The sequence below is a fragment of the Rhizobium sp. SRDI969 genome, assembly GCF_025152725.1.
GTDB lineage: Bacteria > Pseudomonadota > Alphaproteobacteria > Rhizobiales > Rhizobiaceae > Rhizobium > Rhizobium leguminosarum_I.
The window spans coordinates 891786-914686 of the sequence record NZ_CP104035.1; the positions used below are offsets into that span (position 1 = coordinate 891786).

26 protein-coding genes and 1 pseudogene are annotated in these 22901 nt (G+C 59.6%); 15 read left to right on the forward strand and 12 right to left on the reverse strand.

What is annotated here, in order from left to right; genetic code table 11:
• Positions 1-9: 9 nt before the first annotated feature.
• Positions 10-354 carry an ArsR/SmtB family transcription factor gene (locus tag N2A41_RS04445; protein WP_017963327.1) on the reverse strand — a complete coding sequence of 115 codons (345 nt, stop codon included), beginning with the start codon at positions 352-354 and terminating at the stop codon, positions 10-12.
• 107 nt (positions 355-461) lie between these two features.
• On the opposite strand from N2A41_RS04445, the gene N2A41_RS04450 reads away from it, so the two are divergent.
• From N2A41_RS04450 to N2A41_RS04475, 6 genes are all read left to right on the forward strand, one after another.
• Complete coding sequence (locus tag N2A41_RS04450; protein ID WP_170281635.1) at positions 462-1208, forward strand: glucose 1-dehydrogenase; 747 nt, start codon at positions 462-464, stop codon at positions 1206-1208.
• 540 nt (positions 1209-1748) lie between these two features.
• Complete coding sequence (locus tag N2A41_RS04455) at positions 1749-2051, forward strand: hypothetical protein (protein ID WP_170257808.1); 303 nt, start codon at positions 1749-1751, stop codon at positions 2049-2051.
• A 20-nt stretch (positions 2052-2071) separates the two neighbouring features.
• Positions 2072-3166: a sialidase family protein gene (locus N2A41_RS04460; RefSeq protein WP_260110368.1), complete on the forward strand. Its 1095-nt coding sequence runs from the start codon at positions 2072-2074 to the stop codon at positions 3164-3166.
• Positions 3167-3305: 139 nt separating this feature from the next.
• A complete protein-coding gene (locus tag N2A41_RS04465; RefSeq protein ID WP_260110369.1) occupies positions 3306-3872 on the forward strand; it encodes a nutrient deprivation-induced protein in 567 nt (188 codons plus the stop codon).
• Positions 3865-4281, forward strand: a complete 417-nt coding sequence (locus N2A41_RS04470; protein ID WP_170278680.1) for a phage holin family protein — start codon at positions 3865-3867, stop codon at positions 4279-4281. The genes N2A41_RS04465 and N2A41_RS04470 overlap by 8 nt, the downstream gene beginning before the upstream one ends.
• Positions 4281-5294, forward strand: a complete 1014-nt coding sequence (locus tag N2A41_RS04475) for a DUF3618 domain-containing protein (RefSeq protein ID WP_017963333.1) — start codon at positions 4281-4283, stop codon at positions 5292-5294. Before N2A41_RS04470 ends, N2A41_RS04475 begins: the two co-directional genes overlap by 1 nt.
• A gap of 358 nt (positions 5295-5652) precedes the next feature.
• Here the strand turns inward: N2A41_RS04475 and N2A41_RS04480 are convergent, their stop codons facing one another.
• Complete coding sequence (locus N2A41_RS04480; protein WP_162119048.1) at positions 5653-6201, reverse strand: BA14K family protein; 549 nt, start codon at positions 6199-6201, stop codon at positions 5653-5655.
• A 203-nt stretch (positions 6202-6404) separates the two neighbouring features.
• On the opposite strand from N2A41_RS04480, the pseudogene N2A41_RS04485 reads away from it, so the two are divergent.
• Positions 6405-6509 (forward strand): annotated as a pseudogene (locus tag N2A41_RS04485) (CopG family transcriptional regulator); the annotation flags it as partial.
• 42 nt (positions 6510-6551) lie between these two features.
• On the opposite strand, the gene N2A41_RS04490 reads toward N2A41_RS04485, so the two are convergent.
• Together N2A41_RS04490 and ligD are read right to left on the reverse strand one after the other, a co-directional pair.
• The gene (locus N2A41_RS04490; protein WP_170278682.1) at positions 6552-7337 is read right to left on the reverse strand and encodes a DUF3800 domain-containing protein; all 786 of its coding nucleotides are present in this window, start codon (positions 7335-7337) and stop codon (positions 6552-6554) included.
• Positions 7338-7345: 8 nt separating this feature from the next.
• Complete coding sequence (gene ligD, locus N2A41_RS04495) at positions 7346-8389, reverse strand: non-homologous end-joining DNA ligase (protein ID WP_170278683.1); 1044 nt, start codon at positions 8387-8389, stop codon at positions 7346-7348.
• 145 nt (positions 8390-8534) lie between these two features.
• On the opposite strand from ligD, the gene N2A41_RS04500 reads away from it, so the two are divergent.
• The 3 genes from N2A41_RS04500 to N2A41_RS04510 all read left to right on the forward strand — a co-directional run bounded on the left by N2A41_RS04500 (position 8535) and on the right by N2A41_RS04510 (position 10103).
• Positions 8535-9260: an SOS response-associated peptidase gene (locus tag N2A41_RS04500; protein ID WP_260110351.1), complete on the forward strand. Its 726-nt coding sequence runs from the start codon at positions 8535-8537 to the stop codon at positions 9258-9260.
• A 146-nt stretch (positions 9261-9406) separates the two neighbouring features.
• On the forward strand, positions 9407-9607 hold the full coding sequence (locus tag N2A41_RS04505) for a hypothetical protein (RefSeq protein ID WP_222282155.1): 201 nt from the start codon (positions 9407-9409) through the stop codon (positions 9605-9607).
• Entirely contained in the window at positions 9594-10103 is a 510-nt protein-coding gene (locus N2A41_RS04510) for a hypothetical protein (protein WP_222282156.1), read from the forward strand. Before N2A41_RS04505 ends, N2A41_RS04510 begins: the two co-directional genes overlap by 14 nt.
• A 163-nt stretch (positions 10104-10266) precedes the next feature.
• On the opposite strand, the gene N2A41_RS04515 is transcribed toward N2A41_RS04510, so the two are convergent.
• Positions 10267-11157, reverse strand: a complete 891-nt coding sequence (locus tag N2A41_RS04515; RefSeq protein ID WP_170281640.1) for a LysR family transcriptional regulator — start codon at positions 11155-11157, stop codon at positions 10267-10269.
• A gap of 104 nt (positions 11158-11261) precedes the next feature.
• Here N2A41_RS04515 and N2A41_RS04520 point away from each other — a divergent pair, with 104 nt between their 5' ends.
• From N2A41_RS04520 to N2A41_RS04530, 3 genes are all read left to right on the forward strand, one after another.
• Positions 11262-12131, forward strand: coding sequence for an SDR family oxidoreductase (locus N2A41_RS04520; protein WP_222387401.1), 870 nt, complete (start codon positions 11262-11264; stop codon positions 12129-12131).
• 37 nt (positions 12132-12168) lie between these two features.
• Positions 12169-12642, forward strand: coding sequence for an AtaL-like protein (locus tag N2A41_RS04525; protein WP_162119052.1), 474 nt, complete (start codon positions 12169-12171; stop codon positions 12640-12642).
• A 467-nt stretch (positions 12643-13109) separates the two neighbouring features.
• The gene (locus tag N2A41_RS04530) at positions 13110-14048 is read left to right on the forward strand and encodes a sialate O-acetylesterase (RefSeq protein ID WP_170281642.1); all 939 of its coding nucleotides are present in this window, start codon (positions 13110-13112) and stop codon (positions 14046-14048) included.
• Between the two features lie 996 nt (positions 14049-15044).
• Here the strand turns inward: N2A41_RS04530 and N2A41_RS04535 are convergent.
• Positions 15045-15737, reverse strand: coding sequence for a type 1 glutamine amidotransferase domain-containing protein (locus N2A41_RS04535; protein ID WP_170281643.1), 693 nt, complete (start codon positions 15735-15737; stop codon positions 15045-15047).
• Between the two features lie 121 nt (positions 15738-15858).
• Here N2A41_RS04535 and N2A41_RS04540 point away from each other — a divergent pair, with 121 nt between their 5' ends.
• Together N2A41_RS04540 and N2A41_RS04545 are read left to right on the forward strand one after the other, a co-directional pair.
• Positions 15859-16791 (forward strand): LysR family transcriptional regulator, encoded by a 933-nt coding sequence (locus N2A41_RS04540; RefSeq protein ID WP_260111108.1) that lies wholly within the window; start codon positions 15859-15861, stop codon positions 16789-16791.
• A gap of 304 nt (positions 16792-17095) precedes the next feature.
• On the forward strand, positions 17096-17566 hold the full coding sequence (locus N2A41_RS04545) for a hypothetical protein (protein WP_260110370.1): 471 nt from the start codon (positions 17096-17098) through the stop codon (positions 17564-17566).
• Between the two features lie 462 nt (positions 17567-18028).
• On the opposite strand, the gene N2A41_RS04550 is transcribed toward N2A41_RS04545, so the two are convergent.
• The 6 genes from N2A41_RS04550 to N2A41_RS04575 all read right to left on the reverse strand — a co-directional run bounded on the left by N2A41_RS04550 (position 18029) and on the right by N2A41_RS04575 (position 22678).
• On the reverse strand, positions 18029-18493 hold the full coding sequence (locus tag N2A41_RS04550) for a DUF2269 family protein (protein ID WP_017963346.1): 465 nt from the start codon (positions 18491-18493) through the stop codon (positions 18029-18031).
• On the reverse strand, positions 18490-19776 hold the full coding sequence (locus N2A41_RS04555) for an SDR family oxidoreductase (protein ID WP_026154052.1): 1287 nt from the start codon (positions 19774-19776) through the stop codon (positions 18490-18492). The genes N2A41_RS04550 and N2A41_RS04555 overlap by 4 nt, the downstream gene beginning before the upstream one ends.
• Positions 19777-20032: 256 nt before the next feature.
• The gene (locus tag N2A41_RS04560; protein WP_017963348.1) at positions 20033-20653 is read right to left on the reverse strand and encodes a DUF4142 domain-containing protein; all 621 of its coding nucleotides are present in this window, start codon (positions 20651-20653) and stop codon (positions 20033-20035) included.
• Between the two features lie 13 nt (positions 20654-20666).
• Positions 20667-22076: a cytochrome B6 gene (locus N2A41_RS04565; protein ID WP_260110371.1), complete on the reverse strand. Its 1410-nt coding sequence runs from the start codon at positions 22074-22076 to the stop codon at positions 20667-20669.
• A gap of 126 nt (positions 22077-22202) precedes the next feature.
• Positions 22203-22421, reverse strand: a complete 219-nt coding sequence (locus N2A41_RS04570; protein WP_017963350.1) for a hypothetical protein — start codon at positions 22419-22421, stop codon at positions 22203-22205.
• Entirely contained in the window at positions 22418-22678 is a 261-nt protein-coding gene (locus N2A41_RS04575; RefSeq protein WP_026154053.1) for a DUF982 domain-containing protein, read from the reverse strand. The genes N2A41_RS04570 and N2A41_RS04575 overlap by 4 nt, the downstream gene beginning before the upstream one ends.
• Between the last annotated feature and the right edge of the window lie 223 nt (positions 22679-22901).

Consider the following 22901-nt stretch of genomic DNA (forward strand, 5'->3'; position numbering starts at 1 on the left):
GGCCAGGCACTAGTCCGTCTTCGGCTCCCCGGGAAGTTGGCCGTAAGCCGTCAGAATGGCCTTGATCAGGCCCGGGAAGCGCTCATCCAGCTCGGCGCAGCGCGTTTGGTTGCGCATCTCCACACCCTGGCGCTCGCTCAGGATCAGCCCGGACTCGCGCAGCACTTTGAAATGGTTGGACAGCGACGATTTGGGAATGATGCGGTCGCCGAGATCGGCAAGCGCAGAACAGGTTCCGCCACCGGCGGCGCCGGCAAGCTTCGCGTAAATGGCAACGCGCTCCGGATCCGACAGCGCATAGAGGATCGCTTCGGGCTTGATGTCCTCCAGGTCTGGGTGAAAGAGCGGTCTCATGAATTTTATATAGCGTCCCTTGACATCGAGATCAATAGTTCCGAATTTCCGAACTATGGAACAAGCCTGCCAATCCCGGCGGCTATCCAGATCTGAAGGAACGAGAAATGGCTAAGCTCACAGGAAAGGTCGCTGTCGTAACGGGCGCCTCCAAAGGCATTGGCGCTGCGATTGCCAAGGCACTCGCAGCAGAGGGTGCGCAAGTGGTGGTCAACTATGCTTCGAGCAAGGCGGGAGCAGACGCCGTGGTTGAGGCGATCGGCGCGGCCGGCGGCAAGGCCATCGCGGTGCAGGGCGATGTTTCAAAGGCCGGTGAGGCGCAGGGACTGGTCGATGCCGCGATCAAGGAATTCGGCAAGCTCGACGTGCTGGTCAACAACTCCGGCGTCTATGAATTCGCCCCGATCGGCGATGTGACCGAGGAGCACTATCGCCGCATGTTCGACGTCAATGTTCTCGGCGTTCTCCTGACCACCCAGGCGGCGGCCAAACATCTCGGCGAGGGCGGCAGCGTCATCAACATCTCCTCGGTGGTCACCAGCCTGGGGCTGCCGGCCTCGGCCGTCTACACCGGCACCAAAGGAGCCGTGGAGGGCATCAACAGCGTGCTTGCCAAGGAGCTTGGCCCGCGCAAGATCCGCGTCAACGCCATTCTGCCGGGCATGGTCGAGACTGAGGGCGCCCACTCGGCTGGCGTCATCGGCTCGGATTTGCAGCAGACCATGGTTGCCCAGACGCCGCTCGGCCGCATCGGCCAGCCGGACGATATCGCCGACATTGCCGTCTTCCTCGCTTCAGACGATGCCCGCTGGCTGACCGGCGAGCGACTGGTTGCCAGCGGCGGTTTTCGCTGAAGCAGGATGATTTGAGGCCGGGCCGGCCTCAAATCTGAATCCTGTTCTGAATTAGACAGCTGGAGCATGATGTTATCAGAGAACCGCTCACACGTTTCGGCATCATGCTCTGGTCGTGCATGCGCCTTCACAGGGCGCGCGCGATCAAGTCTGCCGGGTTTCACGAAGGGGCGGAACTCACCGATTGCTTGGGTCAGCTCTTCGTCCGCGCGGCAAGGGCATCGGAGACGACGGTAATCGAGGCATCGCAAAATTGTCGCCAACTGCTCGCAGAACGCGGACGGCTGCCCAGATGCGTTCGTCGAAGGCACGCCGCAGATAGGTGACACCGCCTCGTGGAGCTCGCATGAATCGCCGCGGCGGTCCGGTGCACACCGTTAACGAGAGAACGACCGCCCGTCGCCACTTCCTCGTCCTCCAACCGGATATCCGTCAATTCGGCGGCGAGGGGAGCTGCCACCCTATGGCAAGGCGCCAGATTTCGAGCTGGGCCGGAACCTCGTCGGGCCTCCGAAGTTTGCGGGACGAGGAGAATTCCACATGCATCTGATACAGTTGTTTATTCCGGCAGCGGCGCACGCGGCGATCGACATCGAAGACATTATCGCGATGATTCAGCGCGAGATGACGGAGCGCCATGGCGGGGCGACTTCATACCTCAATTCCCCGGCAAAGGGCTTTTGGTCCCATGGCGAGGGCACTGAAGAAGATACGGTCATCGTCATCGAAGTGATGGTGAACAGTCTCGATCGGGCCTGGTGGCGCCAATACCGGCGCAAACTCGAACAGTTGCTCGCCCAGGAAGAATTGCTTGTGCGGGCACTTCCAGTCGAAACGCTCTGACCGACCGTCTGGAAGCCTCCATGGAGACGCAGTTCCGCAATCTTGAAATCTATCGCAGACGCGGCGAGTTCGCAGGCTGGCCGGCAAATTATGGTCTCTGGTCGTGGGGCGACGAAATGGTCGTCGTCTTCGCGCGCGGCAAACTCGGGGCGAAGGGCGAGCTGCACGAATTGGACCGCAATTACCCCTTCGTACCCTGGCAGGCACGCAGCCTCGACGGCGGACTGACATGGATGGACGAGCCGTTCTGCGGCCACGTGCCGGGTGGGCTCTCGCTTTCGGCCGACGAGCATCTGAACGCCGAGCTCAAGGTCCGTCCCCGTCTGTCGGTCCGTGAAGACCTCTGCTCGATTGACGATCCCATGAACTTTCTCGACTCCGAGACGATCGTCATGTGCGCCAGAACCGATGTAGAGGGCAATGCTGTCAGCTGGTTCTATATCAGCCGGGATCGGTGCCTGACATGGCAGGGTCCGTTTCGTTTCACCGGTTTGCACCTTCCGATCTCGGCACGCACCGATATCGTTCCTCTCGGCAGGAACGATGCACTCTTCACGCTCAGCACGTCCAAAGACGACGGTACGGAAGGCAGAGTGTTCTGCGCGCGCACCGTGGACGGCGGGCGCAGCTTCATCCTTCAAGGTTTTGTCGGCCCGGAACCTGAGGGCTATTCGATCATGCCGGCGTCGACGGCACTGTCCGGAGGCGCCATTCTGACGCTGACGCGCTGCATGGGCAGAGGCGGTGGCAAGGGTTGGATAGAGGCCTTCACCTCCCGTGACCAAGGGAGGACCTGGACGCAGGAAGGCTGCATCGTCGAAAACACCGGCAGCAATGGCAACCCGCCGGCGCTCGGGCGGATCGAAGGCGTTCTGGTGCTCGTTTACGGCCACCGTGATCCGCCATTTGGTATCAGGATGCGCATGAGTTTCGATGATGGCCGGACATGGGGCGCCGAGACGGTCATCCGGAGCGACGGCGGCACGGCTGATCTCGGTTATCCCAAACTCGTACAACGCGGCGATGGATCCCTGCTCGCCGTCTACTACTTCAACGATGGCGACAGGGAAGAGCGTTACATCGCGGCGTCTATCGTCACGCCTGCCAAAGATTAAGAACATCACAATCGCAGTTTTGAGCCCCATCATGTCATCATGGGCCGAAGAGGAACGTTTCAGGCGCGTCCGGGGAACAAAGCGGGGCACCCATGGTTCGGGGCTTCGGCAATCGCCGACACGAAATGGGAGGTTAGACATGCAAAACGATTTCATAGATCCGGCAGGGCGGAGCGCATCGGCGCAGACACCGTCCTCATCACCAGGTTCCGGCTTCTCGCCGGGAACGCGCACGTCCATTTCCGATCTGGAAGCGAAGGTGAGCGAGGATGTTTCCGCCGCCAGGGAAACGATCAGGGAAGGCGCCGACACCGCCGTCGAGAAAGCCAAGGAAGTCATGTCCGAACGCACCAACTTTGCCGCTCGCCAAGTCGGCGGTGTTGCAATGGCGCTCGAGAAGACTGGCGCCGAAATGGAAAGCTCCGGTCAGGCGGAAGTCGGACGATTCGCCAAGCAAATCGGCCGGAGCGTGCAGACCGTCGCTCGGCGGATGGAAGGCAAGGACATCGGCGAGATCGCCACCATGACCGAGGATTTCGGGCGCAAACAACCGCTCGCCTTTCTCGGCATCGCCGCACTTGCAGGCCTGGCCGCAAGCCGGTTCCTGACAGCGTCCGCGAAAAGGCAAACAGCTGCCGCGCCGCGCGAACCATCGATTGGCCTTCGCCCCGGCACCGCAACGACCGGAGGCGAGAACAATGGCTAAATCTTCAGAGAACATACCTCTCTCCGAACTCGTCAGTGGCCTCGTTGGTGATGTCACGGGCCTGCTCCGCAAGGAAATCGATCTTGCCAAGACGGAGGCTTCGGAAAAACTTTCGCAGGCGCTCAACGGCGTGGAGATTCTCCTGTTTGGTTTGGTCCTGGCAATCGGGGCGGTCGGCGTCCTGCTGAGTGCCCTTGTCGGCGGTCTCGCGGCCTTCCTCGTGACAAAGGGTTTTACCGAAACCACCGCCGGTGCACTCGCCTCGTTGATCGTCGGCATCGTCATTGCCGGCATCGCATGGGCAATGGTCTCCCGGGGCCTCTCCGCGCTTCGCGGCAACAACATGGCACTGGATCGAACTGCGACCTCGCTTCGCCGCGACGTTAATGTTGTGAAGGACAAAATCTGATGGAAAACTCAATGGAGAAAACATCGGCCGAGCTTCAGCGGGAGATCGACCAGGACCGCCGCCGCATCGGGGACCGGATTGACGCTATCCAGGAACGGATGTCGCCGGGCCAGTTGGTCGACGAGGTGATTGCCTACACCAAGGCAAGCGGCGGCGGAGAGTATGTCAGCAATCTTGGCCACGCCCTCAAGGCGAACCCTCTGCCGGTAGCCCTGATGGGCGTGAGCCTCGCCTGGCTCATGGCAAAAGGCAGCCCGTCCTCAGGCGATACGGCGACCTGGAGGGAGGAGGATCCCGAATACCCGCTCTATCCGGCGACCGGCCGGGTCCGCAGGATCGGTCCGCCGGCCATGGAAAACGGAGCGCGTTACAGCCACTTTGCCGACGAATCCGGCAAGAGGCTGAAAGCCTTGACCGACGAAACAGGGGGGCGTGCCGGCCATTTCATCGACGAGGCAGGCAAGACCTATCGCGGCTTCGCCGACGCCAGCGGAAAACAGATCAATCAGATCGCCGACGAGACTGGTGCAATGCTCGACGCGGCAACCGGCTGGGCGGCGGAGAAATGGGAGCAGGCGAAAAATGCCGCGAGCGACCTCACCGCTCGTGCGTCTGGCGCGGCAAGCTCGCTATCGAGCCGATCCTCTTCGGCGGCGACCAGTCTTCAGGAGCAAACGACCAAGCTCAACGAGGCGATCCTCACCCATTTCCGCGACCAGCCGCTGGTTGGCGGAGCCCTGGCTTTCGCGGTCGGAGCGGCGATCGGCGCGGCGCTGCCGCACACTGACACTGAGGATGAATGGATCGGGGAAGCCGCAGACAGCGCCAAAGACACCCTCAGCGATCAGGCGCAGGACGTCGCCGCGCAGGGTAAAGAGGTGGCGTCGGAGGTCTATCAAAAGGCTGTGGACGTTGCGTCCGATACTCATGATGCCGTCAAGGAACGCGTGGTGGATGAAGCCGAAACTTTCATAAATCGCAAGGACAGCTTGGGCGGAACCAATGGCCGGTAGAACGATGGCGACGACGAGATGCAGGTTAGGCCACTGACCGGCCTTGTGCGAGGGCTTCCTCCAGAAGTGCGAGGAGCTACATAGCAGGGCGCGAAAAAGTGTCCGGCGCTTTTGCGACGATGCTTGGTGGTCTGTCACGACCGGTGCAGCGCCGAGAGTCGACGGCGGCGCCGTGGACTCGCTCATCTAAACCCGACCCAAACCCACGCCGTGGTCACCGGCTTCAGACGCAGAAGACCGCCAGGCTGCTGAGTTTCGCACACACTTCAGCGGTCAAATCCCACTTGGGAAAGGCGAAGAATCCGATACCGGCGCTCCGGAAAAAACGCCGGGTGGTCACCAAGCACGCCCGCAATCATCAGTAGGGCGAAATGCACGCACGCCGCGGACCGTAATAGGGCTGGAAGGTGTTGTCGTAAGCCCTGTAGGAACGGTAGCGCGCATAGCACCAGCTCGTATGTCCGTTGCCGCCACTATAGACCTGGCTGTAATAGCGCGGCGCGTAGTAGCGTGGACGGTAAAGGGTCGAGCCGTAGTAGCGCGGCGCACCGTAATAGGGCGATCCGTAGTAGCCCTGGCCGTAGTAGCCCTGATTGTAGTAGCCCTGACCGTAGTAGCCCTGGCCGTAATACGGCTGCGCCAGCATTCCGCCTATGATTGCGCCGGCGGCCAGCCCGCCGAGTCCCCAGGCCCAGCCGTTGTTACTACCGTGGTGTCCATGCCCGTAGTAGCCGCCATGCCCGTAGTAGCCTCCATGGCCGTAGCCGCCGCCGTGATGTCTGTACTGGACCGGCTGCGCCTTTGCGGCTTCGATCTTCGGTATGGAAACGGTGGGAAACGCCATGGCCGGCGGGACGCTTGTCAGCGCCGTCACCAGCGATAGGGTAACGATTGCTAACCTTTTCATTGGCTCATCTTTCCTTCTACTGCACCGCGCGTCGCGAGGCGGCGCGCAAGGGCGTTTCAGCCCTCTAGGTAAACTGGCGAATTATACTCTAAAATCGACTTTGATTCGAGGAATTATGCAGGGAGGCTTTCTTCGACGGCCGGTTCCCGCAAAAGCACGCGACCACCCTCCGTCATCTCATATGAGCCTCGAATTGGGCATGACGCAACGCCACGATCAGGCACATCGTCCGGGAGTGGATGGAGAAGAACACCTATCTGCCGGTGCACGCCCTGGATGAAGATGGCGATGTGGATGGGACGGCTTGAAACGCTGTATCCGTTGTTTCGTCGCGCCCTGCCGGGGAAAGCCTATGGAGGCAGAATTATTACCTCTCTACCTGACTGCCTCTTCGCCATTCGAGCAAGAGTCGGCAAAAATTGCTCTTCAGTGAACACTATGTCCATTGTAACTCGAGGTGATCGGCGAATGCTTGGCTTGGCAAACTCCTCAAAATCATGAAGCAATATTCGCTGTGGAGCGCCCCGGTCACTCCATTCACGAACCCACCAGGCCCAAAAGTCGGCGGCCTGCAATGGGGGCACGTTCTTATCATTTTCGAATATTGGGGTATCTGCGTACCGATCGCGAATGTGACCCGGGCGATGAATAATGTATTCATTCCATAGGCGCTCAACGGACTTCCGATCGAACGTGTCATCCATATGGAATTGAACGATCTCATCCAACGGTATCAACTTTTCCAGCTGCGGTCGCTCTAGGTGGAATTTATCCATCAGGCACCGAAAAGCGATCCAGTAATAGTTGGCAGGGTCCCATTCGATAACCGCACCAGGGACGTAAATTCGTCTTCTTGCGCGATCAAACTCAGAGCGTTTGAAACGTGCAGATATGAAAACGGGCACATATTTGCTTATCACGGAATAGAAAAACCCAACTTCTTCCAATCTGTGGGTCATTTCCGTCATATGGAAATATCTACCTCCAGCCGCATTGATGCGGCCGAAGCGCTCTGTGAACAAACGCCATTCTTCAGAGAATTCTATCCAGTCAGTTTTAGTAGCGATGCAGCCGCCGATGACATAAGCATCGCCGTCCGGGGTGTAGCTCTCATCAAGATAGGCATGCCAAGACAAGCTCTCTCCTATAGCTCGTAAACCATCACGTTATCCTGCTCCTCCCGCAGCCCCTTATATGAAGCATGGCGCAACTTGCCGTCGTCTGTCCATGCTCGATATTCGATCTCGGCGATCAGCCTTGGCTTCACGAAAATTGCTTCTTTGCGATCGACGGCCGCAGCCGGCGTCGATGTGATAAGGCCGTCGAGCTTCTCCCGGAGCTCATAGGCATTCCGCTCATTGAAGCCGGTCCCAACCCCGCCAACGTAGACCAGCGCCTTTCCCTTGCGCGCGGCCAGCAAAAGCCGACCGATCCCGGCACGCGCGACTGTGGATCGCTCATAGCCGACGATCACAAAACTGTCGCTTTGGACGCATTTGATCTTCACCCAGTCGCCGAGACGTCCGGACCGATAGGGCGCGTCCCGACGCTTGGCGATGATGCCCTCGAGATCATGTTCGCAGGCGCTCGCCAGCAGCTGATCACCGTCGGCCTCGATCTCCTCGGAAAGCCGGATATCATCCTGACCGCCGGCCGGCACCAGATCCTCGAGCAGATGCCGGCGCACCTCGAGTTCCGAATTCCTGAGGTCGTGACCGTCGAAATAAAGCAGATCGAAAGCCATGAAGACGGCGTTGCTCGACCTCTTCGTGCCGCCTCGGCCGCCGAGCGATTGTTGCAGCAGGCCGAAATCAGATCGACCGCGCTCGTCGAGCACGACGGCCTCTCCATCCACGATGGCGGTGGAGACGGGAAGCGCTCTGGCGGCGGCCTCTATCAGTGGGAAGCGGTGCGTCCAGTCCAGGCCCCTGCGCGTCAGAATGCGCACGCCCGCAGGCTCGATGTGGACCGCCAGACGGTAGCCATCCCATTTGATCTCATAAACCCATTTGTCGCCCCTCGGCGGCCTGGCCTTCAGAAGCGCAAGGCACGGCTCGATACGATCCGGCATTGGGTCGAGGGGAAGGTTCGGCTGCGCGGGATCTCGGCGGCGGCGCGGCCGGCTGCGAAGCGGCGCGTCGGCTTCACCGAGTAGCGGCTTTGAACGCGTGCGGGGCGGCTTTGTCATGCCGCAACTTCATCAGCACCATCTTAAAAGGCAATTGACCCAGATTGGGTATCGATTGTTCGGTTCCGCACGGGAACGGTTCTGCTGCCTTGACCTGCCGAGGCAGGATTACATCTAAATAAGTAGTTCCCAATGGCATGGTCGAATGTGTAGTCGCGTTTATATCAAGGAATCGCTTCACGAGCTTGCGCGTAGGTTCGCTTTCGCCGGACAAGGCGACCTTGACGGCTTGGTTGACCGCATCCCTCGATATAACGGCGCGCCGCGGCTGGTCTACGCGATCATCATCCAAGACGCAGGGCCGGAGACGGATATCATGGCGCCGGTCTTTGCAATGGCGGTATGGGGCCTGGTGCCCGCATTGATGAAACCGAGCGACCGGCGTCTCCCATTGATCAATATTCGCTGCGAAAACATTGCCACGCATGGACTTTCCGGACCTGCCTATCGGTCGCGCCGCTGCCTGATCCCAGTCAATGGCTTCTTTGAGTGGAAGTACGCCAGCGGCCGGGACAAACAACCTTATGCTGTCGCGATGAAGACCGACGTTCTGTTCGCTCTTGCCGGCATTTGGGAGGTCTGGCGTCACCCGGCTGGCATCGATATCCGCACCTTCGCTGTCATCACCTGCCCGTCGAATGAGTTGATGGCGAACATCAGTAAACGAATGCCCGTCATCCTCCGTCAAAAGGATTATGAACGCTGGCTATCTCCTGATCCAAATCCATCCGACCTGATGAAGCCATACCCGGCGGAGCTTATGACCATGTGGCCGACCGGAACGGGCGTTGACAGCCTGAAGAACACCGGCCCCGAAATCATCAACCCGGTTGCTCTTGATCCGCAGCGTTGGAATTGTTGGCTTAGCTGAGGGGCCGCAACCGCCGTCCATGCTGCCACGACGTCAGCCGCCCTTAAAAAGAAATGGAGGATTATTGACTCCATCGCGCACGTGAACATAATAAGAACATCGGCGCTGCGGCCGCCAATCCGAAAACTGAAGCATGGAGCACGGATATGCGAGAGCAGCCGATCGGCGAAGCCGTGGAAGACGATGAGCGTGACAAGGTGATTGCCTACCACAGGGGCGATACCCACGCAGCAATCGACACCCTGCTGGAGGATATTCGCCACCTTCGCCGGCAGTTGGCGTTGGCAGAAGGCGCCATGAGCCGAGGCATGACCCGCGGATGGCGGCCGGACTATGACCGTCGATGATTGGAATTCGTCCGACGCCGGCACGGGGCTAAAATCATATGCAGGCAAGCGGGTGGGCGTGATCTGCGAGGAGTGCGAGATTTTGAAATTCTTCGACGGGGACGAGCTCATTGTAAAGCATGGCAATGCTTCTATGCCTTCGCTCCTCGCGACGCTCGCAAAAGAAGGCCTCGGATGCCAGCGCACCGAAAACAAATATTACGAGCGGTGCAAGCTCACCTACCACCATGGCCCCGAAGAATGGGCGCGGCGGCATGGCTATGTGAAGCCTGAGCACGCGCGCAAGGTTGATCGCGCCCTTGGTGATCTGGCCGAGTGGGAGGGGTTAGTGGCCTTTTGCAGGAACGCGGATTGCAAGCGGAAGCGACCACTTGATCGATGGGCGCTACAGAAGCGGCTCGGCAAGGATACGAAGATTTCGGCAATAGGTCCGCGCCTGAAATGCAAATGTGGACACCGCGGCGCCAACATCGTCATCGGCTATGTTTCGCGGTGATTTCGGAACAACAAGAAGGGAATAATAAATGATTGCCGGGCTTATAAACCGCGCATCGACTAACGCGAAGCGACCCGCTCGAGCGTTGCTTTCTACAACCTTTATGCGGGCTAAAAGAGCCTGACGGAGTAAGCCCGCCGACGAAGCCGGCAAAGCGCCGCCATCACCTGCCGATATAGGCGGCCAGTTCGTCAGCCGTCCCATTGGGGAAAGCCTGTTTCAGAAAGTCCAGGAACGCCGACACGCGCGCGCTGAGCAGCCGCCGGGAGGGGTAGAGCGTCCAAAGGGTGACCTCAGGGGCGTCGATCTCCCCCCAATTGACCAGTGTGCCGTCCGCCAGGTCATGGCTCACCAGCGAAATTGGGAGGCGTCCTGCGCCGACACCGGCGCGCACCGCATCGCGGATCGTGATCAGCGTTGACAAGGTGAGGACCGGCTCGATTTTGATCGTCGCCCGGCCGCCTGATGTCTTCACCTGCCATGTCTGCGCTTCGGATGCGCCACGCGCAACGCCGGGCGCGGCGCGTCCGCCGGTCGGGCGGGGAAGATCGGGGCTTGCCACCACCACCAGGCGGTCGCGCAGAAACACCCGTCCGACCAGGCTTTCGTCGGGATCCGGATTGACCCGGATGACCAGATCGTAGCCTTCCTCGATCATATCGACAGGTCGGTCCTCACTCGTCACCTCGAGCCTAACCTCCGGATATTGGAGGGCAAAGCCCGCGGCAATCCTCCCCATGGCGGTCTGGGAAAAATGTAAAGGGGCGCTGATCCGCAATCTCCCTTTGGGCTTCTGACCGCCGGAGGCAATCGCTGCAGCCGTCTCGTCCAGTTCGGCGAGCAGTGCCGCCGTCCGCTCGAACAGCGCCCGCCCTTCTTCGGTGAGCTTCAGGTTACGCGCACCCCGTTCAAACAGCCGCAGAGCGAGAGCGCTTTCCAGCTCGGCGACGCGGCGCGACAATGTCGCCTTCGGCCGGCTGGTCGCCCGTGCCGCTTTGCCGAAGCCGCCATGGCGGGCGACGAGGTTGAAATCGGCAAGCGCGAGAAGATCCATGTTCGTTCCACCAGTGAGACGGTCTGTCTAAAATCGCCGTCTATCGGACTGTCAGTGAACCACACATATTCGGGGTGTCAAGCAACCCAACACGGAGAAAGACCATGACCATTCTCGTTACAGGCGCCACAGGCAATGTTGGCCGCCAAGTCGTCGAACACCTCGTCAAGCACGGCGCCGATGTCCGCGCTCTTGTCCGCGACCCGTCGAAAGCCGATTTCCCGGCTGGCGTCAGCGTCGTGCAGGGCGAGTTCCTCGACGTCGACTCGCTGCGCAACGCCATGTCGGGCGTGTCGACGCTGTTCCTGCTCAGCGCCGTGGTGCCGGACGAATTCACCCAGGCTTTGATTGCGCTGAACGTCGCCCGATCGGCCGGCATCGAGCGGATCGTCTATCTCTCGGTGATCCACGCCGACCTCTACGTCAACGTGCCGCATTTCGCCGGCAAGTTCGGCGTCGAGCGGATGATCGAGCAGATGGGCTTCAAGGCGACGATCCTGCGCCCGGCCTACTTCATCCAGAACGATCTGACGGTCAAGGACGTCATCACCGGCTACGGCGCCTACCCGATGCCGGTCGGCGCCAAGGGTCTCGCCATGATCGACGTCCGTGATATCGCCGAGATTGCCGCCCTTGAACTCTTGCGCCGCGAACAGGCTGCAGAGCCGCTGGCACTTGACCGGATCAATCTCGTCGGTCCGGAGACGCTGACTGGGGCTGGTATTGCCGCCATCTGGTCTGACGTGCTCGCCCGTCCGATCGCCTATGGCGGCGACAATACCGAGGGCTTCGAGCAGAACCTCAAGCAGTTCATGCCCGCCTGGATGGCTTACGACATGCGCCTGATGGGCGAGCGCTTCCTGACTGACGGAATGCTGCCTGAGACGGGCGACGTCGAGCGCCTGACAAAGCTGCTCGGCCGGCCGCTGCGCTCCTATCGCGCCTTCGCGTTGGAAACCGCTGCCTCCTCCTGAGGCAGCAACGGCGATCTAATCCAAAAGGAGTATCACCATGATTTATTCCACAGCCACAGTTCCGGTGAACCCGCACGGCGAAACCCCTTTGACACGCGCCGAGGCCTGGCAAGGTCTCGAACGAAAGGCACGCGACGCCCGGCTCTTTCTTCCCGTCGGTCTCTGCACCCGCTGCGATGTCGTCGAGGAAAGCCCGACCCATTTCGTGCGCGAGGCGACGATTGCCGGGCAGGATCTGCGCGAGATCATCACCCTGGAGCCGCAAAGCAAGGTCACCTTCTTCCAGGCGACGGGGCCGCGCGAGGGAGCGATCGTCAACGAGCTGTTCGAGGATGAAGACGGTCAGCTGCAGCTGCGCTTCTACTGCTATCTCGGCCTGCGCGGCAAACGGCCGAACGGCCCGGAAGAGCAGGCCGAGCAGGCACAATTCGATGGCGAAACGGGCTACAAGGCCGCCCTTCTATCGACACTGAAGCGGACCCGCGAACTGCTGGCAGAGGGAAAGCTCTGAACGCCGCCGGAACGCAAACAACAGGGTGGCCTCTTGACGAGGCGCCCTGCCTCGCGTCGCACAAAATGGTGCGGTCGATTGCGAAAGATGCGTCAGGTCCAGCGCGCAAGAGCGGTTGGTGGTTTGTGCAACATCGGTGGAAATGCCTCGTAACCGGTCTTCCGCTCCCACGGGGGTCTCGCTGCCCAATCGGTGATCGCCTTTCCATGGACGGGCAACGGCAGTTTCTCCATGGCGCTGCATGCCGCATGGCAGGCACGATCTCTCACCCAACCGGATGAATTGCAATCACTCGTACGGTCTATAGTTTAGAGCAGGTTTCCGGCGAGCCCACGCGAAATTGTCGTCGATTGGGGCTCGCCGGAAGCAAGCAGATGTGGCTGGCGTAAAGGAACCTTCATGGCTGGAGCAGCCTTGAGCGCTCCGATAGGCTTCATGTCATCGGATGATGATTAAAGGGCAACGACATGCGCAAAACGATGGCAGCCGGCCTGGCCGCCTTGATCGCCATTTATTTTCTCGGCGGCATGAGCGCGAGACATGAGATCTTTCCGTGGCCACAACTTTCCGCGCTGAAGAAAATGGTTGGCGGAGAGAAGCCGGCGGCTCCAAGCCGTTATACTTTCGACGACAAGGCGCGACTCATCGGGGATGAATCAAAAACGCCTGTGACCTGTCCGGCTCAGACTGACCGAACGGCTGTCTTACTCATTCTTGGCCAATCGAACGCGGCCAACGACGGTGGGCAACGGCACACGTCAAATTATGCCGCCCGCGTTGTAAACGCCTTTGACAAACGGTGCTTCGTCGCGGCGTCGCCACTTCTTGGATCGACCGATACAAAGGGAGAGTACTGGACGCTTCTTGGGAACAATTTGATCGCATCGGGACAAAATGACAGCGTCATCCTCGCACCTCTCGCATATTCCGGATCTGAGGTCGCACGATGGGCGACAGGCGGTGACCTCAATCCTGTGCTGGTCGACACAATGAAACAGCTTCAGGATTCCGGTTATCGGATAACGAGCGTCCTCTGGGTGCAAGGAGAGAAGGATCTCGTCATGGGCACCACTGCGGAGGCCTATCAGAAACATTTCACATCGATGGTCGACACGTTGCGTCAGCACGGCGTCGAAGCACCCGTTTACATTTCGATCGCATCGAAATGCCTCGAACCGAGCAACGGCGGCTTCAAGGAGCATATTCCAGACAATCCGATCGTACGGGCGCAACTGGCCCTGTCAAAAAGCGGCCACGGCATCCGAGAGGGGGTAAATTATGACGCGTTGCTCGATGGAGAAGACCGCTACGACGATTGTCATATCGGGGGCTCAGGCGCGGAGAAAGTGTCGGGGGCCTGGCTGAACCTTCTGCGCGGCGATCGCCGCCTGGAAAGCTCTCGATAGTCTTGCCTGAACCGATTTTCGCTCCTTCGCGAGCGTCGGCCTCTATCCAGCGGGCGATATCTCCACTCCAATGACCTTTTTGCATGCGCTCCGCTGGCGAGCGAATATGTGCAAGTGACCTCCCGGATGCGGAATTTCGCGACGTTTTGAAACCGCCTTGAAACCCATTCAACCGGCTGCCACTCCGCTTCTGGCGACCCTGCGAAGTGCCTCAAAGACCTGCTTCGGAAAGGGTTCGCCAGCAAGTGGAGCTCAAAGCAGCGGAATGATTGGTTCGGATGATCGTCAGATCCAGAGTGGCCGCCCAACGTACAGGAGACGCAATGCTTGGGGTATAGCAAGTGATCGCTGAGCGGCCCCGCCCCAATGATACAAAATATGACTCAAAGTTGAAGTAAATTTCTATTTTCGTGCGAAATCGAACAATGTATCCTGTAGTTGAAATATCAAATCTGTGGATAACGAATTTCATAAAAGTAATATTTATTGCAAGGACCCTGAGGTTGTGCGAGTAGTCATTCCAACGCTAGGACGCGTTATTCCTAAAAACCACCCCTCTTCTTGATCCCCGCTCTTGCGGGGTTTTCTTTTTCTGGCTCGGTTAACCTCCGCTAACCGAGCATATTAGAGATCTATCCACCCAACGGTACGGAACCGCGCAGCAACTTTTTCCGGCTATCTGCCGTTAGGCATATAGGATCGCACAGGTGGCCCCATGCGGGGCCGTCCGCCATCCCTTCTTTCGCCCTGTGCGATCCACCTTTCCCAATTTGCCTCTGCCTCGTTTCGGCGGGGCTCATTTTCGATCTGCGGCGAGCAATGAGTGGTGCGATCCGTGCGGAAAGAGCACCGGGAACCTAGCCGGCCCCTTTCTCGTTAGATCGGTAGGAAAGCACGGGTGTTCCTCCTGCGCGATCCATGAACTTGCCCCGTCTCGGCGGGGGCTTTTTTTCGATTCGTGCGCCGCGGAAACACCGGCGCCGCCAGGCATGTTGATCAGGCGGCCTTTGCCGCCGCCACGGCGGCAAGCAGGATGCCGGCAGTCTGCACCGATGAACCGGGGTTCTGACCGGTGATCAGGAGGCCGTCCCGCACGGCATAGGACGACCAGTCATCGCCGCTGGAGTAGATGCCGCCATTCTCCTTCAACATGTCCTGGACCAGGAACGGCACCACCTGGGTGAGGCCGACGCCGTCTTCCTCGGAATTCTTGAAGCCGGTGACCTTTTTGCCCTGAACCAGCGGCGTGCCGTCGGCAGCCTTGACGTGGCGCAGCACACCTGGTGCGTGGCAGACAAAGGCGACCGGCTTGCCGGCCTGATAGAGCGATTGGATGAGGGCGATCGAATGCTTGTCTTCGGCGAGATCCCACAGCGGGCCATGGCCGCCCGGATAAAACACCGCGTCGTAGTCGGCATGGGAGACCGAAGCGAGCTTTACGGTCGAGGCGAGCACGGCTTGGGCATCCGGGTCGGCATGAAAGCGGCGGGTCTGGTCGGACTGGAAGTCCGGTTCGTCGCTCTTCGGATCGAGAGGCGGCTGTCCGCCCTTCGGCGATGCGACGGTGATGTCGGCGCCGGCTTCGAGGAAGGCATAATAGGGAGCGGCGAACTCTTCGAGCCAGAAGCCGGTCTTCCGGCCGGTATTGCCCAGTTGGTCGTGCGAGGTGAGAACCATGAGGATTTTCATCTGGAGATCCTTTCGAGGCAGATGTGATCGGGTGCTTTCGATGAGGGGATTATGCCTTGGCCATTCTCATTCCGGAAATTTATTTCTTTGATTTAAGATATGCGTTTGGCAATATATCTTGATGAAGTACGACCTCAACCTCCTACCTGTCTTCCTGGCGCTCATGGAAGAGCGCAATGTCACGCGCGCAGCTGAACAACTGGGCATGACGCAGCCGGCCGTCTCCAACGCCTTGAACCGCCTTCGCGATACGCTGCGCGATCCGCTCTTCATCCGCGAGCGCTACGGCATGAAGCCGACTGAGATGGCAGAGGCACTTGCTCCGGTGATCCGCGGGGCCTTGGCGAGCCTCGATGACGTCATTCTCGGTCAGCAGGCGTTCGATCCGGCGCGGGCGACACGGCAGTTCACCATCGCCCCGAACAGCTACGTCGAGTTCGTCCTGATGCCGGTGATCGTGGCGCGGCTGCGCGAATGCGCTCCCGGGATCAGGCTGCGCCTGACGCCCTTCGGCAATGATCTGGCCGAGACCGGCGCGATATCGGGCGCGACGGAAATGGTGCTCGGACGGATCGTCGAGCCGCCGGATAACATGGTCGTGCAGCATCTCATGGATGATGGATTGGCCTGTGTCGTGCGCAAAGATCATCCCGAGATCGCCGAAAGCATCTCCGAGGAACAGTATCAGCGGCTGCGGCATGTGAACGTGCTTCCGCCCGGCCGGATGCGCGTCGGCCTGTTCCAGATGCTGCAGCAGGCCGGCCTCAGGCGCGACGTCTCGGTCTCCGTCACCCATTTCCTGGCGGTCCCGGAAATGGTGGCCGTCACCGACTATTGCGCGACGCTGCCACGGCTGATCTGCCATCGCCTTGCCCGCGACCCACGTCTCAAAATCCTGCGCGCACCGGTCGATCTCGGCAGCTTCCCGGTCGAGCTGGCATGGCATGTCCGCTATCGAAACGATCCGGCCCATCGGTGGTTGAGGTCGTTGATATCAGAGGTGGCAAAGGAAATCTCCGACGCTGCGGTGGCAGAAGCGATGACTGGAAACTGAAAGCGCGTGTTCGAGACCTCGGCGAGGCCTTCATGGGCGAAATTACGGGCAAAAATCGGTGTTGATGGCACCCGATCATGTGGGGATACGTCGCTGTTCCCCCTGCAGACGCCACGCAGCACTCCGTCCTCCACGGGCTTGACCCGAGGATCCGCTCTGGCCTCGCTCAGCCGCCGGCATGGATTCCAGGCTCAAGGCCTGGAATGACAGAGGGTGGGGGCGTCTTGGCCGGATCCCCAGGATTCGTTTCAGCCTCGCGCAATCGAGACGAAATAGACACGCCTGTGCATAAGGAAAGATACCGATGCCGAGAGCGTTCCTGAATCCGCACATGCGACTGGGCTTCACAGCAGTTTTTGCTTTATTGGTTATGGGTCTCAGGCCAGCAGCCGGATTGCCGCGATGCCCTCCTCAGGATGAACTGCTGGCGAAAGCGGAGATCGTGGTTGAGGCGCGCGTGAAATCGCGATCGATCGGCGAATCCGGTTTGCTTCTGACAGAAAATTTTCCGTCGCGGATGGTGAGAGCAGATTTGGAGATCAAGAGAGTTATCAAAGGCAAATTCCTGGGAAAGGAGGCGACGGTGTACGGTATCCTGTATCCCCCAGGGCCTTTCATGGAGTTGACCGCGATGGCGTTATCTTACGGTCTCGATGACCGTGACACCTTCGAATGGGAGCTTTCGCGCCACGAAATCGGTAATGATGTGGCGTTGTTTTCAATGAACGCCTGCAGCTATCACAAATTCCCCGACTGGGCAGTTGCTCCCCGCTGATCGACGGGGTCACATCGCAATTGGCGCACGTCGGCTCACTCGCCATTCATGAGACGGCGGGAGATAAGCCGTGCGGGCGGGCCGGCGGACGCCGACCGCCACGAACTTGGAGACTCGCGCTCCGATCAGCTCAGGCCCGCTTCGGCGTATCCGGCGATGTTGGCAATGGACGGCGCTTCCGGCATTTGCGCCTGGTCGCGCTCGCCGTTTCCTTCCTCACCCAGAATGCCGCGCGGGCGAAGGACTCGCCGTACGCGCTGCCGCGCGCGTGAGGAGCAGGCTCAGGGCTGGATATGGCGGAGGTTCGGGACATGCCAATTATAAGGGCCCTCGCAAGATCGAGGATAAGGCGGGGTTTGAATGAGGATGTCCATTTCAGCCTCACGCTGCCGAGGCGAAATAGACATGCCTATGCATAAGGAAAGATACCGATGCCGAGAGCCAGACAATGCCACGCTATCATCAAACCGGGCGCGTAATCATCAGCCAGATAATTCCCAACACCGCAGCGAAAGCCGGAAAGCCGAAATAAAACCAAGTCCAAAATAGCCGATGGTATCGCGCCGGCAGCGGCTCGCCTTTCGCCGCTGCTTCCGTCGCAATGTTTCGCATCTCCATCTGCATCCAAACAACCGGCAACCAAAAAGCGCCGGTGAACAGATAGAGAACGATCGACCAAAAGATCCACCGCTCCCAAAGGGAATAGCCGATATTCCAGGCAAGCGCTACGCCGGTGATCGGCTGAATAATCACGACCGTTGTGGTAAAGACGAAGTCGGCGATCACCACAATCCGCGCTACTGCGCCCACGGTCGTCGCATTGCCGGAGCGATGCGCGACCAACATGAAGAAGGCGATCCCCGCGCCGGTGCCGAGAAGAACGGTGGCGCCGATAATATGCAGGAATTTCAGTACGAAATAGATCATCGCTCCTCCAGAATCGCGAGAGCAACCAGGTGCAGCACAAGGATCGGCCATATCTTTGTCAGCGGGCCGAGGGGCTCATTCCACAACTGAGGCAATATTGCCGTGCCGGCTGCCGCATAGAAGAGCGACAACAGGATGGCCGCATATAGCCCCCATCGTGCAGTGCGACGAAAGGCGATGGCGCATCCGACGAGAATGTCTGCAAGAGCTCCGGCAATCACGCTCGGTGCCGCCAAACGACCTGCGCCGCCGGCCAACATCAGTTGGACACCCTGGTCGAAACCTGATGTCAAAGAAACTATTCCGGTCGATATCCAAAACAGTGGCAGCAGCACGAAAATGACGGGCTTTAGAAAGTAGAGTTTAGCAAACCAACGCTCCTGAACCGAAACCGGGCGACGCGCCAAAGCATCGTCCAACGATAAGGGCCGGATTCCCGTAGCGGCACTCCAATTCGTTGGATCACCCACGGCGCCGCGGACGATCTCCCTTGCGGCAGTGCTTCGAACCGGCGGGCGCCATCCCAGCAGTCCTGCGAAATCGCCGAGCCGATAGAGAAGGTTGGCGAGGGGGCGGGGCAGCAGATAGCGCTTGGCGGGAGGCCAGCCAAGCCATCTCCGATATCGAGCTACAATCTGGTCGAATTCGAGCTCTTGCGGGCCGACGATTTCGAGCGAGATTTTCGATGGGGCAGTTTTGTCGACAAGGCGAACGGCGGTTTCGGCGACGTCATCGACCTGCACCACCTGAAGTTTGCCGGTCGACGGCATCAATGGCAGAAACGGCAGCGCGGCAAGGCCGCGAAACAATGCACTGGAACCGAAGGCGGCGTCGCCTAGGATCACGGCGGGACGCAGTATCACCCAGTCGAGATCCGTCTCCATCAGAGCCATGTCGCCGGAAAGCTTTGTGCGCGAGAACGCCGACGGCTGCTGCCGATCCACTCCAATTGCTGAGAAGTGAATAATTCGGCGTACACCAGACTGCTCGCAAGCGCGGAACAACGCTCGCGGTCCCTGCGCATGGACGCCCGTCATGTTGTGCCTCAGTCCGTCCTGCAACGCGCCGGCACAGTTGACGACAGCATCTGTTCCTTCGAGATGACGCAGCCAATCAGAGGGCTCCACCGCCCTCGCCACGTCGACTTCGACCCAGGTGCCGAGCCCACCTGCGAGCTGTTTTCCAGGGCGAACGGCGCGGATGATATCATGTCCGCCTGTCGCCAGCCGGGTGCAGACGGCACTGCCAACAAGTCCGGTCGCGCCGATGACAAGGATTTTCATACTGACGACCCTCGTGCTCAACGGCTCTAACTTGTGCGTGCACAATTCGCTCCAGTGCCGGTTGATGCTATTCCTCAGATACAGCATGTCCGACAAAAGCCCGAATTCCTGGCGCTGATGCCCGGCGTTCGGCAGTCAGGCGCCACGAACGAACGTTGCGTTCTTGAAGGCGTGGGGGCGAAATGGACGCGTGTCGTTCCATGGTTCCATTTACGACTGTCGCTATGCTTGCACCAGGCCGCTCCCGAAGCATTGCCTACTGCCTATGCTCCATCTCGGCCAGCGTCTCCGGCGGGAGACGAACAGAGGCACCGGTCAGCAGTCCATGGATCTCCTGTGCTCGCCGCAGATGATCGAGGACGACCGGAAGCAGGGATGAGGCCAGCCGCTGCAGATCGCCGTCCTCGCCCATCGATATCTCCCAGGCTAGAAGTTGCGCGGTCTTTTGATGGTCAACGATCTGTGCCTTGATATAGGCGGCGTCGAAGGCATCTGCCTCCAACGTCCGCAGCCGCTCGCGAAGCAGGGCATGTTCGGGGTCGAGCTGGTCTGACAGTGGGATTTTAGCGGCGTCTGCAAGCTCCTTGAGCTTCCTGTTTGCGTCGGAATGGTCGCTGACCATCATGTCGGCAAACTGTTTGACAGCATCCGCTTTCGCCTTGCCGCCTGCAAGATTTCCGAGCTCGACTTCAGCAAGCCCCCCGGCGGTTGCAAGCTGCGCAAAAAGCCGGTCCTGATTGTTGGTCTGGTGTGGCGCTGGAACGCCTGGCCGAGCCATTCGCGTGTCGACGCCCATTCCGGCCGGATTGCCGATCTGGCCAAGCGCCGACGAGCCGGCCAGAACGACAGCGACGGTAAAAAGCACCCTGCGAAACATGGCGTCTCTCCCTCTAAAGCGTCACCAGATAAGCAACCAGGTCCTTCTTCTCCTGCTCATTAAGCTTGACGCCGAGCACGAGATTGAAGAATTCAACGGTGTCGGCCAAGGTCATCAGACGGCCGTCATGCAGATAGGGCGGCGAGTCCTTGATGCCGCGCAAGGTGAAGGTTTTGATCGGACCGTCGGGAAGGGCGACGAAGTCGTTGAAGACCTGCCCGATTTTATAGAAGCGCTCCAGCTTCAGGTCGTGCATGTCGTTGTCCATGAACTGGGTCTGCGGCACGTGACAGTCGGCGCAACGACCCTTGCCCATGAATATTCGCTCGCCCGACAGTTCCTGCGGCGTCGCAAGTTCAGGATCGAGTCTTCCGAAGACGTCGAGCTTGGGAGCGGGTGGAAAATCGATGATGTTCTGCATCTGCGCCATCATCGCGACCTGGTTGGTGCGGTCGGGAAGGTTTGCGCCCTTCCTCGTCGCGCTGACATGGTCGCCGTTGAAGTATGCGGTGCGCTGCTCGAATTCGGAAAAGTCTTCGACGGAGCGAAGCGAACGTTTGGAACCGTGGATCTGTTGGTTGAAAAGACCTCGCAGGCTGGTGCTGTCGAGGCGAAAGCGGTCTGCCTGCGGACGAACGTCGGGCGTGAGATGAAAGGCAGCATTGGTATGGAAGTTGGAATGACAGTCGAGGCAGGCGACACCGGTGCTTTGGTCCGCCACTTTGCGATCCTCGGTCTGATTGAATTCCTCCTGCGGGAACGGCGTCAGAAGGAGCCTCAGACCCTCCATTTGTACGGGGGTGACGATGCCATTCATGATTTCATAAAAGTTCTTGATCGTCAGAAGCTGCCCGCGTGAGACGTCGCCGAGTTCTGGGTGCGTCGTCAGGAAGATCGGAGGCGGAAACTCGGGCGTCAGGTTGTCGGGAAGGTCAAAGTCGACGTCGAACCTGCGGAGGTCGCGCATCTCCTGCGCGTGGATTTCGTCGATCTGCCGATTGGGAAAGACCTGTCCGCCAGTCGCCTGCTTGACATGGGGGAGAGGGAGAAAGCCTTCGGGCAGGAGATTTTTCTGCTTGATCTCCGCCGGCTTCATCGCGGTCAGCTCACCCCATGTCACGCCCGCAGGCAACCTGACGCGGGTGTCAGCTTGAACGGGTTTCATGCCGCCTGACATCATCGCGCCGGGCATGGGCTTATCAGAGAGATCGTACCGCCTCTGAAGGAGATCCAGTTGGCGCTTCATGACGTCCGGCTTCTGCGCCTCGTCAATTCGCCGGGCGTCGGAAAACGGCATCGTTGGAAGCGGTCGGTAGGTGGTGTCAGGCGGCAGCGGGTCGGAAAAAGCGCCGACGGCGAACACGCAGAAGCCGGCACCGATCGAGCACGCGGCGAGAATGAATGACCTCTTGTATCGAAACATAGCGCTCCCCTCAATTTTACACCGCAACCCTGCGGACCATGAAAAGTTCCGGCGCGTGAAAGCTTTTTGCTGAAAGGGCCGTTTCAGGCGACCGCAACGGATCCAGACTGCCAGAGGCTGCTATGGTCATACGAATACCAGCACCGCGATCATCGCGACCGCCGAAGTAACGCCCGCACCCGTGAAGGCGGAGATCAAAAGCTGAGAGGTCCGGCCTATCTTAACGTCTTTGATTTCCTCGGCAGCGCCAAGAACGGCCATCAACCCCGCCGCCATCCAACATACGAGCGTCAGCGCTCCCAGGATTATCGCCAATTGCGCGGTATCTATTGGAGGAACACTCATGAGAACACCTCCGCAGCGACAGCAGCATCTATGAATGTCCTGCGAGCAAGCTCAGCGCTTCCATGGTGTATGATGGCGTCTGAGCATCTGCACTTGGCAATGGCGTATTCCGCCTGCGTTTGCGACGGCCAACGATATATTAAAGCTTCCAGTGCAGCCCTGGGTCCGTCGATACGCTCGCGGAAGCCGTTGCCGATACGAACGAACACGGGAACTGCCCATGTGATGTCGAAGTCACCTTCGATAAGCTTCTCCAAAATGATGAGCTCCCTTGTTAGCTGCTTACGTGCCAACCAAACGAACCTGCCTGCTGCGTCGCAGTTCCTGCTCTGTCGCCGTCTGTGCGCAATCGGACATTCATCAAGCGCCTAGCAACGGAGGGAGGGCTGCAATTGCCGGTGGCCGCCGATACGTCGGTGAACATCCTTTTCTTAGGTCGAAGGCGAAGATCGAGGTTTAGGCGTGACATCGCTGTCGATC